Source organism: Pseudomonas sp. MF5691 (genome assembly GCF_016405645.1).
Taxonomy (GTDB): domain Bacteria; phylum Pseudomonadota; class Gammaproteobacteria; order Pseudomonadales; family Pseudomonadaceae; genus Aquipseudomonas; species Aquipseudomonas shahriarae.
Map to the genome: position 1 here is coordinate 124,482 of NZ_JAEKDC010000008.1, position 14,544 is coordinate 139,025.

Sequence of the window (14,544 nt, forward strand, 5' to 3'; positions counted from 1 at the left end):
GCTCAGAGGGTCGCGAAAGCCGCAACGGGGCTGACCAGCAGGCCGACGCCTGCGAGAACCAGGGCCAGCCTTGGCCGATACGGCAACAGCAGCACCAGCAACAGCCCACTGAGCATCAGCACCGCGCACCAGTCCACCAGGCCCCGGCTCCAGCCGGCCATGTGTACCGCCGGCCAGATCGACAGCCCCAGCAACAACCAACCGCCCACGCGCAACCCCAGGCGCCGTCGTGGCGAAGGTTTGCTGTGCAGCAACTCGCCATGGTGACGGTCCAGGGACAGGCACAGTGCAACAAAGCCCGCATAGCACAGCAACAAGGCCAGCAACATCAGTGCACCTCGCTTTTGAGGGTCAGTGGGCGGGCGCGCTCGGCCCGGGGCTGGGCGGCGCTGCGGTGCTGCATTTTCCAGGCAGCCCAGGCCAGGAACAGGCCGCTGCCCAGGCAGGTCAGGTCAAAGCCGGCCATGGCCCAATCACCCTTGGCCACTGACACGCCCAGGTGCTCGGAGGTGGTCAGCACATTGAGCAGCGGCACCGCCATAAACAGTACGGCGCCCAGGCCCAGTTGCTCGATCCAGGCACGGCGGCCACGGCGCAACATGGCATGGAGCAGGGTCAGGCCCCAGGCGATAAAGAAACTTTGCACTTCCCAGTCCGAGCGTTCGGCGAAGCTCACAGGCAGCAGGCGATTGGCCCAGAAAAACGCGGCAATGGCGATGACCAGCCCGGACATGCTGGCAATATTCAGCACTTCCACCAGGCGCAATTCAAACGGCATCACCCCGGTCTTTACATGCTTGAGCTGACGCTTGCCCAGCCAGATCACCAGGCCGGTGCCAATCATCGCCGTGCCCGCCAGGCCGCAGATAAAGTACAACCAGCGCAGCAGCGGGCCGGCGAAGTGCCCCATGTGCAGGCCGTAGAAACTGCCACCGATTGCCATCGGCAGCGACTGCTCGGCACTGACCCGCAGCAGTTCGCCGGTGGAGCCATTAAAGGACACGGTGCTGCCGAAATCATGCACCACCCGGTCAGAACCGGCGCGGGAGACATTGACTGCGGCATTCACATCGCCGGGGTTGTTCACCGCCAGCCGCCCCACGTGCCCACCGTCCCACTGCGCCCGTGCCTGTTCTACCAGCGGCGCCAAGGGCAGCAGCTTGCCCGGCTGGCCGAGGGCCGGTGCGTTGTTGGTGGCCGGGAACAGTTCATTGAAGAAGGCGCGGGTATCGCCGTCATAGGACGCAAGGATGCTGGCGGGCATGACCATGGTCATGAAGATCACCAGGCTGCTGTAGGTGATCATCAGGTGGAACGGCAGCACCAGCACGCCCACCGCGTTGTGCCCATCGAGCCAGGAGCGCTGGCCCTTGCGCGGGCGGAAGGTGAAGAAGTCCTTGAAGATTTTCTTGTGGGTGATGATCCCGGTGATCAGCGCGACGAACATCACCATCGCCGCAATGGTCGACAACCAGCGACCCCACGGGTGAGGCATCTGCAACTGGAAGTGGAACCGGTAGAAGAACTCGCCGCCCATGGTTTCCCGGGCCTGGAGTTGCTCGCCGGAGACCGGGTCGAGCATTTTCTCAATGAAATTGCCGCGCCGGCCAGGGTCGACCTTGTCTTGCCACATCACCGACAAACCGGGGTCGCGGCTGTTGGGCAGGCCGATAAACCAACGCGCCGCCGTGGGGGCGTGCTGTTCCAGATAGCTTTGCGCCACGGCCACACTGCGCGCATCGTCCACCGCATGGGCGGGCACTTCCGGCTGCATCCAGTGGGTGATTTCGCCCTTGAAGTAAGCCAGGGTGCCGGTGAGGAAAATCGCGAACAGCAACCAGCCGAAAATCAACCCGGCCCAGGTGTGCAACCAGGCCATGGCCTGACGGAAACCCTCTTTCATGGGCGCGCCATCCAATAGGCCAGGCCTGCCAGGGTGGCCAGTATCGCGCAGGGCACCAGCACGCCAAACCAGGCGCGGGCGGCACTGCGGCAGGCAAAACACCAGATCACTGCCAGCAGGTAGAACACAAAGGAACTGAGCATGCCGCTGACCACCGCATCGGCGCGGGAGATTGGCAGCCACAAGGTCAGGCACACGCTGGCCAGGGACGCCAGCACATAGCCACCGACCACAGCCGCCAGCAGCCGCGACGTCACGCCGAGACGATAGGAAACAGGAAGTGATGCTTTGCTTTTCATGCCAGTGGCACCTGGTTTATCAGGGGCGGGAGTTTAATGATAATTATTCTTATAAGCAAAAGAGAACGGATGAAGCCAACACCCACAGGGTCTTGTGGCGACTTTAAAACGGCTATCGGTCCTGTGCTAATTGCCGAATGCCACCTGGCCACTCTACAATGCGAACAATTCTCGTTATCTAAAGCATGCAGATGCTGCCGGAGTGTTCGCGTTGCGGCCGTCCAATACCGTCGAAGTCCTGTATCACGACCATCACCACTGGCTGACCGGCTGGTTGCGACGCAAGCTCGGCTGCCCGCACAGCGCCGCCGACCTGGCCCAGGACACGTTCATCCGGGTGTTAAGCGCCCGCGAAACCCCGACGTTGATCGAGCCCCGCGCCTTCCTCACCACCATCGCCAAGCGCGTGCTGTTCAACCACTACCGCCGCCAGGACCTGGAGCGCGCCTACCTCGACGCCCTGGCGCAAATGCCTGAACTTGCTGCGCCATCGGAAGAAGCGCGGGCGATCATCCTGCAAACCCTGATGGAGCTGGACCAACTGCTCGACGGTTTGCCCGTGCTGGTCAAACGCGCCTTCCTGCTGGCCCAGCTCGATGGCCTGACCTACGCGCAAATCGCTGCCGAACTGGGTATTTCCATCGCCACCGTCAAACGTCATCTGAACAAAGCGGCCATGCGCTGCTATTTCGCCCTATGAACCCCACCACACACTTCTCGACCCAGGTCGCCGAACAGGCGGTGCAGTGGCTGATGCAAATGCAGCAAGGCCCGCTCAACCCGCGCCAACAGGCCAAATGGCAACACTGGCTGGAGGCCCACAGCGAGCATCAACGGGCGTGGGAGCATATTCAGCGGGTCAACCAACGCCTGCGCGGCATGCCCTCGCCCCTGGCCCATGCGGCGTTGAACGCACCGCAATCCAGCAGCCGGCGCCAGGCCCTGAAACTGCTGCTGATCCTCGGCGTCGGCTCGGCGGCTACGTGGGGCTTGCGCCAGCAGCACTTGATCCCGCCGTTGACCGCCGACTATCGCAGCCCCCTCGGCCAGCGCCGCAAGGTACAACTGGCCGACGGCAGCCAGCTGCAACTCAATACTGCCAGTGCGGTGGATGTGCAATTCGATGGCCCACAGCGCCTGATCCGCCTGCTCGAAGGCGAGATATTGCTGCGCACCAGCACCCCGTTGCAGATCATCACCGGCCAGGGCGTCGTCAGCACCCAGGCGGCACAGGTGAATGTGCGTCAGTTCAACGATCACACCCAGGTCGCGGTGCTGGATGGCCAGGTGGAGATTGCACCCAGGTCCTACAGCGGCCTGCCCCTGCCCTTGGAAAAATCCCACCAGGTCAACCTCACCCGCAAAGGTTGGGATACCCCGCGCCTCACCGATGCCAACACGGGTGCCTGGGCCGACGGCATGCTGGTGGCATCGCACATGCGCCTGGCAGATTTCCTCGAGGAACTGAGCCGTTATCGCCGTGGCCAATTGCAGTGTGATCCGCAGGTGGCCAACCTGCTGATCTCCGGCAGCTACCCGCTGGACGACAGCGAGCGCATCCTCGACCTGCTGCAAATCAGCCTGCCGGTTAAAGTGCGGCGGTTTACCCGCTATTGGGTCAGCGTCGAAGCCCGCGCCTGAATTATTTTCGACACCCGTGAGCCGTTTTCCGTACCTCGCGTGACAGAGAGGGAAAGCCACCCTGTTTCCCACCTCTGAGGAACGTTCTTCATGCCCCAGCAACCGACTCGCCTGACGCCACTTGCCCGTACGCTGCGCCACTTGCTGCTGGGCGCCAGCCTCAGTTTCAGCGCCCTGCCTTACGCCCTGGCGGCCGAGGCCAAGCCTTATCACATCGCCCCGGCGTCTCTGGAAGCGGCATTGAATCAATTTGGGCGTGAGGCTGGCGTGCTGATTTCGTTTGGCTCCGAAGTGACTGCCGGCGCGCAAAGCCAGGGCCTGCGGGGCAACTACACCACCGAGCAAGGTTTGAACGCATTGCTCAAGGGCACCGGCCTGCAAGCCCGCGCCGAAGGTGACAATGCCTATAGCCTACAACCCCTGAACGCGCCGGCCCCCCTGGAGCTGGGCACCTCCAATGTGGTGGGCGACTGGCTCGGCGATGCGGCGCAGATCAATGTGTTCGAACACCCCGGCGCCCGTGATGTGATCCGTCGTGAAGAATTCGAGCGCCAGGGCGCAACCCAGGCCCGTGACGTGCTCAACCGTATTCCCGGGGTCAACGCGCCGGAAAACAACGGCACCGGCAGCCACGACATGGCGCTGAACTTCGGCATTCGCGGGCTCAACCCGCGCCTGGCGTCGCGCTCGACGGTATTGATGGACGGCATTCCGGTGCCTTTCGCGCCGTATGGCCAGCCGCAGCTGTCGTTCGCGCCCATCAGCATGGGCAACATGGATGCCGTGGACGTGGTGCGCGGCGGTGGCGCGGTACGCTACGGGCCGCAGAACGTCGGCGGTGTGGTCAACTTCGTGACTCGGGCAATTCCCGATGCACCGACGGTCAAGGGCGGCCTGCAGACCGAGACCAGCCCGTCTTCCAGCCACGATGGCTTCAAGACCACCGGCAACCTGCTGGCCGGCGGCACCGCCGACAATGGCCTGGGCGGCGCGCTGCTGTATTCCGGCACCCGCGGCGGTGACTGGCGTGAACACAGCGACACCCAAATCGACGACCTGATCCTCAAGGGCCACTACCAGTTGGACGAAGCCAACAGCTTCAATGCCATGGCCCAGTACTACGAGGGTCAGGCCGATATGCCCGGTGGCTTGAGCACGGCGGCCTACAAGGCCGACCCGTATCAATCCACCCGGCCCTACGACAAGTTCTGGGGCCGCCGTACGATGTTCAACGTAGGCTATCGCTACCAGGAAGATCGCCGGGAATTCACCGTCAACAGCTTCTTTACCAAGACCTTGCGCAGCGGTTATCTGGACCAGGGCAGCTTCCTTTCGCTGTCGCCGCGCGAATACTGGGTACGCGGCCTGGAAACCCGCCTGGCCCAAGGCTTCGACCTCGGCCCGAGCAGCCACGAGGTGGGCGTGGGCTACCGCTACATCAACGAGGCCGGGCATGAATTGCGCTACCGCACGCCGATCAGCGCCAACCAGCAACTGCCCAACACCGACAGCCGCAACGACCGCGACACCCGGGGTGGCACCGAAGCCAACGCGTTCTTTATCGACGACCGGATCGATATCGGCAAATGGACCGTGACCCCGGGCATCCGCTACGAGATGATCAAGTCCCAGCAGACCAACAACCTGACCGACGTCAAATACAAGGGTGACTACAACACCGCCCTGCCGGCGTTGAACGTGCTGTATCACCTGACCGACGACTGGAACCTGTACGCCAACACCGAAGGTTCCTTCGGCAGCGTGCAGTACAGCCAGATGCCCAACCGTGTGAGCAGCGGTGCGGTCAAGCCAGAAAAGGCCCGCACCTGGGAAGTCGGCACGCGCTACGACAATGGCGCGCTGCGCGCAGAAATCGGCGCGTTCCTGATCAACTTCGACAACCAGTACGAAAGCAACCAGACCAACGACTCGGTGATCGCCCGGGGCGAAACGCGGCACCAGGGTATCGAGTCCAGCGTCAATTACGCCCTCGACGGCTTGAGCCCGGCGCTGGCTGGCTTTGATGTGTACGCCAGCTACGCCTATGTCGATGCAACCATCCGCGAAGACGGCCCGAACAAAGGCAACCGCGTGCCCTTCTCGTCCAAGCACAAAGGTACCCTGGGCGTGGGCTACACCGAAGGTCAATGGAAGTTGAACCTGGACAGCACCTACCAGAGCAGCCAATTCGCCGATAACGCCAACACCCAGGCCGAAAGCGTGGATGGCAGCAATGGGCGCATCCCCGGCTACATGCTGTTCAGCAGCCGCGCGGCATACGACTTCGGCCCGCAGTTGTCGGATCTGAATGTGGCGGTGGGGGTGAAAAACATCTTCAACACCCAGTACTTCACCCGTTCGTTTGACGATAACAACAAGGGCAAATACGTGGGAGAACCGCGCACCGTGTATGTGCAGACCTCAGTCGCGTTCTGACGGGCCGGCAAAGATCCTGAATACACTGCTGGCCAGCTCCGACATTTGATACCTATCAGCCACAAAAAAAACGGGCCTGCATCTGCAGGCCCGTTTTGTATGGGGTTGAAAAACAGTCAGCAATCAGCTGTTAAGCGCAGCCTGTTCGTTTTCCAGGAATTCCTCTTCAAGCCCGGCTTCATCGACTTGGTTGTTGGGCGTGCGTTTCTCTGCACGCGGCTTGCCTTGCAGTCTGCCGAACAGATGTTCCAGCGCGTTATCCAGCTTGGTGGCCGCCCCGTCGATCGCTTGTTCCAGGGTGTCGGCTTTATGGATGACCGAAATCGGTTGATGACCCTTTGGCCGCGCTTCCAGGCGGCAACTCAAATCATGGGGGCCCGGCTTATCGCCGTTCTCATCCCGCAGGTAGACCTCGACGCGGGTCAGGTCTTCTTCATAACGTTCGAGCGTGCTCTCAATGGTAGTACGTACCCACTCCTCCAGTCGGATGCTGCTTTCAATATGGTTGTCGCTGTTGACTTGGATTTGCATAGTGTTTCCCTTATTTCAGCTAGCTCGCCAGAGATCACCACTGCAACACCGATGCGGTGAAACCATGACCTCTTAACTACACAATTGAGCACCTGAAGGAACAATTCAACCCCTATGCAAAGATAAATCCCACATTACAAATTAAGCCTGACAGCCGCCCAAAGCGCTGTTATCGTCGGGAGTTGGGTATCCCCACCTACCTGCGTAATTCCTCACAATTGCCCCTCTCCCAAGGGGTGCAATCCGCGAAAAATCCCCGCCTCTTCCACCAGCCAATCATGCACCGCACGCACGCCGGGATGGTTCAGTGCGCCTGGCGCATACAGCAGCACGTAGCGCTTGTGATTCGGTACCGCAAGGCCGAATGGCACTATCAGGGTGCCGCGCTCCAATTCGTCATTGAGCAGGGTGCGCCGGGCAATCGCCACGCCCATGCCGGCAATCGCCGCCTCGATGGTCAGGTGGTTGCGGTTAAAGGTGTGCCCACGTCGCACGTCGGCGTCGGGATAGCCGATCGCATTCAGGTAAAACTCCCACTCGGCGTATTCATAACTCCCACGCCAGGCCGTGATGTCGTGCAACAGCGGGAAGTGGGCCAGGTCGGCCGGACCGTGCAGCGGCGGCCGCCCGCGCAATAGGCTTGGCGCGCACACCGGGAATATCTGCTCGTCGAGCAAGGCTGTGGATAACAAACCGGGATAACTGCCGTCGTTGAGGTCGATGGCCAGGTCAAAGTCGCCTTCGTGCAGGGCAATGCTGCTGTCCTCGGCCACCAACCGTAACTGGATATCCGGGAAACGCTGCTGCAGACGCGGCAAACGCGGCGTCAACCATTTGCCCAGAAAGGACGGAATCGAGCGCAGCCGCAGGGTGCCGCTGATCATCCCCGCATCCAGGCGCTGCAACTCGGCATCAATGCTGCCGTAGGCCTCGCTTACCGTGGTCGCCAGCCGCTGCCCTTCGGCACTCAACTCCACGCCACGCGCCCGGCGATGGAACAGGCGAAAGCCCAGACGCTCCTCCAATTGGCGAATCTGCTGGCTGACCGCCCCAGGGGTGATGTGCAGTTCTTCGGCGCAACGGGTAAAGGATAAATGCCGTGCAGCGCAGGCAAATACGTGCAACCAGACATAGGTCTGGGCATGCAGGGGGCGAGCCATAGAGTTTAGTCCTGCTAAAGGGTGTCTTAGGATAATTCGTTGGTCAGTGCCGATCTAGAGGCTCAGTATCGCGCCTCTTCCGCTTGTCCTACAAAACATGGCAGCGATTTCCTACTCCATAGCTTGTAAGGCTTTAGCATGGCTATCAGCGTTTTTGATCTATTCAAGGTGGGCATCGGTCCATCCAGCTCCCATACCGTGGGCCCTATGCGGGCTGCGGCAACCTTCGCCCAGTCCCTCACCGACCAACAATTGCTGGAGCACACCCAACGCGTGGAAGTGCGCCTGTACGGCTCGCTGTCTGCCACCGGCGTGGGCCACGCCACCGATCGCGCGTGTGTGATGGGGTTGATGGGCGAATGGCCAGATCGGGTTGACCCCACCTCGATCGGGCCGCGTATCCAACAGTTGCGCGAATCCTCCAGGTTAATGCTTGCAGGCCAAAAAGAAATTGCCTTCAACTGGCAGCACGATCTCCTGTTGCTGGAAGAAAGCCTGCCCTACCACCCCAACGCCATGTCCCTGCATGCCTACGGGGCAAACGGCCTGTTGAGCGAACAGACCTACTACTCGGTGGGCGGTGGTTTCATCATTGAGGCGGCCGAGGCCGAGTCGGGTATTGCTCCCACCAGCGATGTAGAACTGCCCTACGACTTTTCCAGCGCCGTCGAACTGCTGGCCCTGTGCAACAAGCATGGCCTGCGTGTCTCTGAATTGATGATGGCCAACGAACGCGCCTGGCGTAGCGCTGAAGAAATCCGTAGTGGCCTGCTGCATATCTGGTCGGTAATGCGCGAGTGCGTCGAGCAAGGCTTGCGTGATGAAGGCATCTTGCCCGGCGGCCTGGATGTGCCGCGCCGCGCCGCAAAACTGCACCGCAGCCTGCTGGAAATCGGCAAACCGAATGTGATCACCTCGACCTTGTCGGCCATGGAGTGGGTCAACCTGTTCGCCCTCGCCGTCAACGAAGAAAACGCCGCCGGTGGGCGCATGGTCACCGCACCGACCAATGGTGCAGCCGGGATCATTCCGGCAGTGCTGCACTACTACATGAAGTTCAATGCCGACGCGTCCGACGATGATGTAGTCAACTTCTTCCTGGCCGCAGCCGCCGTCGGCATCCTGTGCAAGAAAAACGCCTCGATCTCCGGCGCTGAAGTCGGCTGCCAGGGCGAAGTCGGTTCGGCCTGCGCCATGGCCGCCGCGGGCCTGGCGGATATTCTCGGCGCCACCCCCGAGCAACTGGAAAACGCCGCCGAAATCGGCCTGGAGCACAACCTCGGCCTGACCTGCGACCCCGTCGGCGGCCTGGTCCAGGTGCCCTGCATCGAGCGCAACGCCATCGCCGCCGTCAAAGCCATCAACGCCACACAAATGGCCCTGCGTGGCGACGGCAAACACTTCATTTCCCTCGACCGGGTGATCCGCACCATGCGCGATACCGGCGCCGATATGCATGACAAATATAAAGAAACTTCACGGGGCGGCCTGGCGGTCAGCTGGGTGGAGTGCTGAGGAGCACTGCTACCTGCCCCCTACGTGAGCCCGCGCAAAAATAATAATGAGGCAATAACGATGACCGATGTACGTACACCTGCTGCCGAAAATCCCGCTGCTGTCACGCAAACCGTAACGACCGGCTGGAGCAAACACGACACCACCTGGATGCTGGGCCTCTACGGTACCGCCATCGGTGCTGGCACTCTGTTTCTACCGATCAACGCCGGGGTCGGCGGCTTCTGGCCGCTGATCGTACTGGCGCTGCTGGCCTTCCCCATGACCTTCTTCGCCCACCGTGGGCTGACGCGCTTTGTGCTGTCGGGCAAATCCGGCGACATCACTGACGTGGTGGAAGAACATTTCGGCGTCGGCGCCGGCAAGCTGATCACCCTGCTGTACTTCTTCGCCATCTTCCCGATCCTGCTGGTGTACAGCGTCGCGCTGACCAACACCCTCGGCAGTTTCATGGAACACCAACTGCACATGACTGCGCCGCCACGGGCGATCCTGTCTCTGGTGCTGATCCTCGGCCTGATGGCCATTGTGCGATGCGGCCAGGGCGTGATCGTCAAGGCCATGAGCGTGCTGGTCTACCCGTTCGTCGCCGCCTTGCTGCTGTTGGCCGTAAGCCTGATCCCCAACTGGAACGGCGCGTTCTTCGCCTCCGCCAGTGAGGGCATGCCCCTGCCGGTGTTCTTCAAGACCCTGTGGCTGGCGATTCCGGTGATGGTGTTTTCGTTTAACCATTCGCCGATCATCTCGGCCTTTGCGGTGGACCAGAAACGCGTGTACGGCGCCCAAGCCGAACGCAAGAGCAGCGGCATCCTGGCCACGGCCCACGGCATGATGGTGCTGACGGTGATGTTCTTCTGCTTCAGTTGCGTACTGGCGCTGTCACCGGCTGATCTTGCCGCCGCCAAGGCGCAGAACATTTCGATCCTGTCCTACCTGGCCAACCACTTCCAGACCCCGGTCATCGCCTACGCGGCGCCGTTGATCGCGCTGGTGGCCATCACCAAATCCTTCCTCGGCCACTACATCGGCGCCAGCGAAGGCTTCCAGGGCCTGATCGTCAAAACCCTGCGCGGGCGCAACCGCACCTTGTCGGCGCGCTGGCTGGAACGCTGCACCGCGGTGTTCATGATCCTCAGTTGCTGGGCCGTGGCCACGTTCAACCCAAGCATCCTGGGCATGATCGAAACCCTCGGCGGGCCGATCATCGCGTGCTTGCTGTTCCTGATGCCGATGTACGCAATCCGCCGCGTGCCATCGCTGCGCCAGTATTCGGGCCAGGTGTCGAATGTGTTTGTGGTGTTGGTGGGGCTGATTGCGCTGTCGGCGGTCATTTTCTCGCTGGTGCCCTGAAACAGCTCACTGCACAGATCAACCTGCGGGAACGGGCTTGCCCGCGATAGCGCTGTATCAGTCACTGAATGGTTGGCTGATCCACCGCAATCGCGGGCAAGCCCGCTCCCACAGGGGCAGTTCGTCGTCAGAAAGATAGCTGTACGGCACGCCCCTTGCTGTACACCCACTGAAGGAAAACGGAGCTTGCGACCGGTGGTCAGGCAACACGAACCAATCGCCATACCGGTCGTCAATCAGTGCATGTTCTTATCAGGCGGTAACGCACCATGGACAATCCTTTTCAACTGATCACCGACACGTTCGCCCCCCAATACCGGGTCAACCTGAGCATCCAGCGCCTGGACGGCAGCATCATGCTGACCCTCTCCGACGACAGCGGCGTGGTCGCCAAACGCATGATCAGCGCCGAACAACGCAACGACCCGCAACGCCTCAAACGCCTGGTGCAAAGCGTGCAATTTGGCATTGCCATTGAACAAGGGCACAGCGCCATGGAGATTTTGGCAGTGATGACCGACGGCGACAGTCACAAACTGCTGCAGCGCCCGCCGAGCAACCGGCCGCCCATCGCGGCCGGGCTCTGACTCAGGATTCGGACTTTTCCTTGACCGATGGGTAGCGCGACGAAGCAAAACGCACCACCAGGATGGCGAACGCCAACAACAGAATCCCGCCACACAAGTAAATGATGCCCAGGTCCGGGGCATTGTGGTGGGACACGTCGCCGATCAGCAGGCGGGTCAACGCCGTGATCGCCACGTAGAGCAGGAAGCGGATGGGCATGTGGTTGGTCTTGAAGTAGATCCCCACCATGGCGCCCAACTCCAGGTAGATAAACAGCAGCAGGATGTCATCAACGCTGATACCACCTTTTTGCAACATGTCGATAAAGGTCATTATTGCCGCATAGGCGGTGATTGCACCGATACCAAAAAGCGCCAGATAGTGAAACGCCTCCACTGCCAGGTTGCCCAGGGAATCTGCATTCGCGTGCAGGCTTTTGCGCACTTTGTCGGCCCACTTCATTTCTGTCATTGCTCACCACCACTGTTTAAAAAATAGCCAACCCGGCCAATACCTGCGTCGTGCCTCACGGCGGATCGGATAATGCCCGTTCGGCGTGACGATAGTTAGGCATGCAGAAAAAAGGCCAGGGATTGCAGAGTGAGATGATGGCGGCTTGATATGAGGCACTTCAATCAATTGAATGTCTTGCGACCCTGGCGTCAATCAGCGCCCGCATTTCTGCCATGACGTGATCATGAGGGACGCCACGGCTTGGATCATCAAGGGCAGCGTTCACCTGGGAACGGAACCAGCGGTCATAACTGGCGGCGGGCTCTTGGGTATCTGCGGGGATATCTGAGGGAAAAGAAGTCTCGATAAAAATTCAAAGCCTATGCCGATTTTGTAGGAGCTGGCTTGCCAGCTCCTGTGTATTGGGATCGGCCTATGCCACCTGCTCTAGCGCGCGGTCAACCAGTAAACCACCCATCTCCACCAACTGGTGAATTGCCAACAGCAAGCTGCGCTGTGAGCCATCAAGATCAAAAGCCAGTGTGCTTGCCATTTCACGGGCGCTATTCAAGGTTTCGCTGGCGTTGACCAGTAAGGTTTGCGTGTCAGCCCGAGGCGTTACGCTGAAAAGCGTCGCGGGGGGCTCCGGAGCAGGTTGAAGCGATTCAGACCGCAAGTAGTGATCAATGGCCCGATTGGCAGCCGCTTGCAGCCGAGCGTCATTGCGTGAGTTGTCTGGGGGGTTGGGGGAGTTCTTTTTCATGGCGTATCTCTTCTTGATCGAATGGAGATCCACCGCCGTCTGCCGCCAAGCAGATTGGGTGACGGATTGCACAAGGTTGGCGGACCGGTAAGAAGAAACCCAGCACCCCGAAGGGTCCCTGCGCAACCCGCCATGACATAGGAAAGCAGGCGTTAAAACGCCAGCAATCTTGTTGGGGGTCGTTGCGCTATCTTCTACCGGGCCGCCAAGCCCACTCGCTGCATACGCAGCGCCCGAGGAAGGTAAGCCACCGGACAAATCCAGCGCAACCCCGGCAAGTTGTCAGAAATTTCCGTTGTAGCAAACCCCCATTTCCCAACTACATTAAAAAGCTGCTACCCAAACCCCATGGATTGGCTTATCCTTTTAGCTGTATATAAATACAGTAGTCGCAATAGAAAACTATCGTGAAGGCATGTGAGGTGGTGAATGGCCGTCGAAGTGGTATACCGCAGCAGCCGAGATCTGGAGCGTTTGTTCATGGATAAAGCCGAAGCTGACCGTCATGACAAGATGCTTGAACTCGCTGAGTTGCTCGCAGAAGTGTTGCAAAAAGCCGTGCCGTCCCTGAGCGAGCAGCAGGTGGAGGAAGCCGGGATCTACATGGCGAAGAATCGCGATGTGTTTGCCAAGGCGTTCAAGAGCCAGCCGGATGCGTTGTCCGAGTTGCTGAACCCGGCGGCGGAATAAAGCCCGAATTGAACAGGCCCTGAATCATTGATTCAGGGCCTTTTTAATAAGGGCTCGGCGTACAGCAGCCGTTCGGCCAGCTCATCGGCCACTCGGGCAGGTGAGCGTTTTTCGGCCTGGGCGTGGCCGAAGATTTCGGTCAGGCGGGTGCCGATGTTGGACAGGTGCGCGGTGATGGTCGCCAGGTCCGCGCCGTTGTGCTTGAGGGCGACATAGATCAGGCCGCCGGAGTTGATCACGTAGTCCGGTGCGTAGAGGATCCCACGCGCCTCCAATTGGTCGGCCACTTGCAGGTGGGTCAGTTGCGCGCTGGCGGAGCCGGCCACGGCGGCGCAGCGCAGTTGGGCGACGCTCTGGCGGTTGAGGACGGCGCCCAGGCCGCACGGCGCGAGAATGTCGCAGGGGGTGCTGAGCAAGGCTTCGTTGGCAATCGGGTGGGCGCCCAGTTGCTCCATGGCCAGTTGCACTTTGCCAGGGTCGATATCGCTCACCAGCAATTCGGCGCCAGCGGCGTGCAGCTGTTCGGCCAGGGCGTAGCCGACGTTGCCCAGGCCCTGGATTGCCACACGCAGGCCTTCCAGGTTGTCGCTGCCCAGGCGGGCCATGGCGGCGGTGCGGATGCCGGCGAATACGCCCATGGCCGCATGGGGTGACGGGTCGCCGGCGGCGGTGGTGCTGGTGACAAAGCGCGTGTGCTGGGCGATGCAGTCCATGTCGGCCACAGAGGTGCCGCTGTCGATGGCGGTGATATAGCGGCCATCGAGCTGCTCGATACACCGGCCGAAAGCTTCGAACAGCGCGGCGCGGCTTTCCACATGGGCCGGGCGGATGATCACCGCGTTGCCACCGCCCACCGGCAGACCGGCCAGCGCGGCCTTGTAACTCATGCCTTGGGCCAGGCGCGCGGCATCGGCCACGGCGCTTTCATCGTCGGGGTAGGCCAGGTAGCGACAGCCACCCAGGGCCGGCCCCAAGCGACTGCTGTGGATGGCAATGACCGCCTTCAACCCGGTCACCGGGTCAACGCTCAGGTGCAGGGATTCAAGGCGGGTGCTGTGCATGAGAGCAAACATCGTCAAGCTCCCGAATCACTTCTTGTAGTCGCCAAGTATAGGCTGCCGGGAAAAGGTTGCCGGAGCGTGCAGGAATAAGCAGCCCGTAATTACAGGCTTTGCGACATATCCAGGTAGGCCGGTTCTCAAGAAGCTGGACGAAAGTTCTTGGCAAGGCTAAAAC

Annotated in this window: 16 protein-coding genes; 7 read left to right on the plus strand and 9 right to left on the minus strand. The window is 60.9% G+C overall.

The genetic code is table 11. From position 1 onward, the window contains the following. Positions 1–2: 2 nt before the first annotated feature. From JFT44_RS13910 to JFT44_RS13920, 3 genes are read right to left on the minus strand one after another with little or no spacing between them, the layout of a single operon-like run. A complete protein-coding gene (locus JFT44_RS13910; protein WP_057437857.1) occupies positions 3–329 on the minus strand; it encodes a DUF3325 domain-containing protein in 327 nt (108 codons plus the stop codon). Continuing rightward, complete coding sequence (locus tag JFT44_RS13915) at positions 329–1,903, minus strand: PepSY domain-containing protein (RefSeq protein ID WP_120731693.1); 1,575 nt, start codon at positions 1,901–1,903, stop codon at positions 329–331. The genes JFT44_RS13910 and JFT44_RS13915 overlap by 1 nt, the downstream gene beginning before the upstream one ends. Next, a complete protein-coding gene (locus tag JFT44_RS13920) occupies positions 1,900–2,202 on the minus strand; it encodes a DUF3649 domain-containing protein (protein ID WP_057958346.1) in 303 nt (100 codons plus the stop codon). Before JFT44_RS13920 ends, JFT44_RS13915 begins: the two co-directional genes overlap by 4 nt. 211 nt (positions 2,203–2,413) lie before the next feature. Here JFT44_RS13920 and JFT44_RS13925 point away from each other — a divergent pair, with 211 nt between their 5' ends. The 3 genes from JFT44_RS13925 (at position 2,414) to fecA (ending at position 6,279) form a co-directional block, all read left to right on the plus strand. Beyond that, positions 2,414–2,902 carry a sigma-70 family RNA polymerase sigma factor gene (locus JFT44_RS13925; protein WP_057958345.1) on the plus strand — a complete coding sequence of 163 codons (489 nt, stop codon included), beginning with the start codon at positions 2,414–2,416 and terminating at the stop codon, positions 2,900–2,902. Next, positions 2,899–3,843: a FecR domain-containing protein gene (locus tag JFT44_RS13930; protein WP_057958344.1), complete on the plus strand. Its 945-nt coding sequence runs from the start codon at positions 2,899–2,901 to the stop codon at positions 3,841–3,843. The genes JFT44_RS13925 and JFT44_RS13930 overlap by 4 nt, the downstream gene beginning before the upstream one ends. Positions 3,844–3,933: 90 nt before the next feature. Then, positions 3,934–6,279, plus strand: coding sequence for a TonB-dependent Fe(3+) dicitrate receptor FecA (gene fecA / locus JFT44_RS13935; RefSeq protein WP_057958343.1), 2,346 nt, complete (start codon positions 3,934–3,936; stop codon positions 6,277–6,279). A gap of 123 nt (positions 6,280–6,402) precedes the next feature. Here fecA and JFT44_RS13940 read toward each other — a convergent pair whose 3' ends face one another. After that, the gene (locus tag JFT44_RS13940) at positions 6,403–6,810 is read right to left on the minus strand and encodes an HPF/RaiA family ribosome-associated protein (protein ID WP_057437847.1); all 408 of its coding nucleotides are present in this window, start codon (positions 6,808–6,810) and stop codon (positions 6,403–6,405) included. A gap of 212 nt (positions 6,811–7,022) precedes the next feature. Continuing rightward, on the minus strand, positions 7,023–7,970 hold the full coding sequence (locus tag JFT44_RS13945) for a LysR substrate-binding domain-containing protein (RefSeq protein WP_057437845.1): 948 nt from the start codon (positions 7,968–7,970) through the stop codon (positions 7,023–7,025). Between the two features lie 138 nt (positions 7,971–8,108). Here JFT44_RS13945 and JFT44_RS13950 point away from each other — a divergent pair, with 138 nt between their 5' ends. The 3 genes from JFT44_RS13950 (at position 8,109) to JFT44_RS13960 (ending at position 11,422) form a co-directional block, all read left to right on the plus strand. Further along, positions 8,109–9,485, plus strand: coding sequence for an L-serine ammonia-lyase (locus JFT44_RS13950; protein ID WP_198818078.1), 1,377 nt, complete (start codon positions 8,109–8,111; stop codon positions 9,483–9,485). Positions 9,486–9,545: 60 nt separating this feature from the next. Beyond that, a complete protein-coding gene (locus JFT44_RS13955; protein ID WP_057437841.1) occupies positions 9,546–10,835 on the plus strand; it encodes a serine/threonine transporter in 1,290 nt (429 codons plus the stop codon). Between the two features lie 269 nt (positions 10,836–11,104). Beyond that, positions 11,105–11,422, plus strand: coding sequence for a DUF3509 domain-containing protein (locus tag JFT44_RS13960; protein WP_057444533.1), 318 nt, complete (start codon positions 11,105–11,107; stop codon positions 11,420–11,422). 1 nt (position 11,423) lies between these two features. Here JFT44_RS13960 and JFT44_RS13965 read toward each other — a convergent pair whose 3' ends face one another. From JFT44_RS13965 to JFT44_RS13970, 3 genes are all read right to left on the minus strand, one after another. Beyond that, a complete protein-coding gene (locus JFT44_RS13965) occupies positions 11,424–11,873 on the minus strand; it encodes a phosphate-starvation-inducible protein PsiE (protein WP_032857668.1) in 450 nt (149 codons plus the stop codon). Positions 11,874–12,033: 160 nt separating this feature from the next. After that, on the minus strand, positions 12,034–12,222 hold the full coding sequence (locus JFT44_RS28665) for an antitoxin (RefSeq protein ID WP_081044175.1): 189 nt from the start codon (positions 12,220–12,222) through the stop codon (positions 12,034–12,036). A 66-nt stretch (positions 12,223–12,288) separates the two neighbouring features. Further along, entirely contained in the window at positions 12,289–12,618 is a 330-nt protein-coding gene (locus JFT44_RS13970; RefSeq protein ID WP_164844828.1) for a DUF6124 family protein, read from the minus strand. A 429-nt stretch (positions 12,619–13,047) separates the two neighbouring features. On the opposite strand from JFT44_RS13970, the gene JFT44_RS13975 reads away from it, so the two are divergent. Further along, positions 13,048–13,308, plus strand: coding sequence for a YebG family protein (locus tag JFT44_RS13975; protein ID WP_003188807.1), 261 nt, complete (start codon positions 13,048–13,050; stop codon positions 13,306–13,308). 32 nt (positions 13,309–13,340) lie between these two features. On the opposite strand, the gene JFT44_RS13980 is transcribed toward JFT44_RS13975, so the two are convergent. Beyond that, positions 13,341–14,381 (minus strand): Glu/Leu/Phe/Val dehydrogenase dimerization domain-containing protein, encoded by a 1,041-nt coding sequence (locus JFT44_RS13980; protein ID WP_057958339.1) that lies wholly within the window; start codon positions 14,379–14,381, stop codon positions 13,341–13,343. Positions 14,382–14,544: the final 163 nt, after the last annotated feature.

Coding starts and splice junctions, on each gene's coding strand:
- JFT44_RS13910 (WP_057437857.1), bottom strand. CDS start 329: ATGTTGCTGGCCTTGTTGCTGTGCTATGCGGGCTTTGTTGCACTGTGC.
- JFT44_RS13915 (WP_120731693.1), bottom strand. CDS start 1,903: ATGAAAGAGGGTTTCCGTCAGGCCATGGCCTGGTTGCACACCTGGGCC.
- JFT44_RS13920 (WP_057958346.1), bottom strand. CDS start 2,202: ATGAAAAGCAAAGCATCACTTCCTGTTTCCTATCGTCTCGGCGTGACG.
- JFT44_RS13930 (WP_057958344.1), top strand. CDS start 2,899: ATGAACCCCACCACACACTTCTCGACCCAGGTCGCCGAACAGGCGGTG.
- fecA (WP_057958343.1), top strand. CDS start 3,934: ATGCCCCAGCAACCGACTCGCCTGACGCCACTTGCCCGTACGCTGCGC.
- JFT44_RS13940 (WP_057437847.1), bottom strand. CDS start 6,810: ATGCAAATCCAAGTCAACAGCGACAACCATATTGAAAGCAGCATCCGA.
- JFT44_RS13945 (WP_057437845.1), bottom strand. CDS start 7,970: ATGGCTCGCCCCCTGCATGCCCAGACCTATGTCTGGTTGCACGTATTT.
- JFT44_RS13950 (WP_198818078.1), top strand. CDS start 8,109: ATGGCTATCAGCGTTTTTGATCTATTCAAGGTGGGCATCGGTCCATCC.
- JFT44_RS13955 (WP_057437841.1), top strand. CDS start 9,546: ATGACCGATGTACGTACACCTGCTGCCGAAAATCCCGCTGCTGTCACG.
- JFT44_RS13960 (WP_057444533.1), top strand. CDS start 11,105: ATGGACAATCCTTTTCAACTGATCACCGACACGTTCGCCCCCCAATAC.
- JFT44_RS13965 (WP_032857668.1), bottom strand. CDS start 11,873: ATGACAGAAATGAAGTGGGCCGACAAAGTGCGCAAAAGCCTGCACGCG.
- JFT44_RS13970 (WP_164844828.1), bottom strand. CDS start 12,618: ATGAAAAAGAACTCCCCCAACCCCCCAGACAACTCACGCAATGACGCT.
- JFT44_RS13975 (WP_003188807.1), top strand. CDS start 13,048: ATGGCCGTCGAAGTGGTATACCGCAGCAGCCGAGATCTGGAGCGTTTG.
- JFT44_RS13980 (WP_057958339.1), bottom strand. CDS start 14,381: ATGTTTGCTCTCATGCACAGCACCCGCCTTGAATCCCTGCACCTGAGC.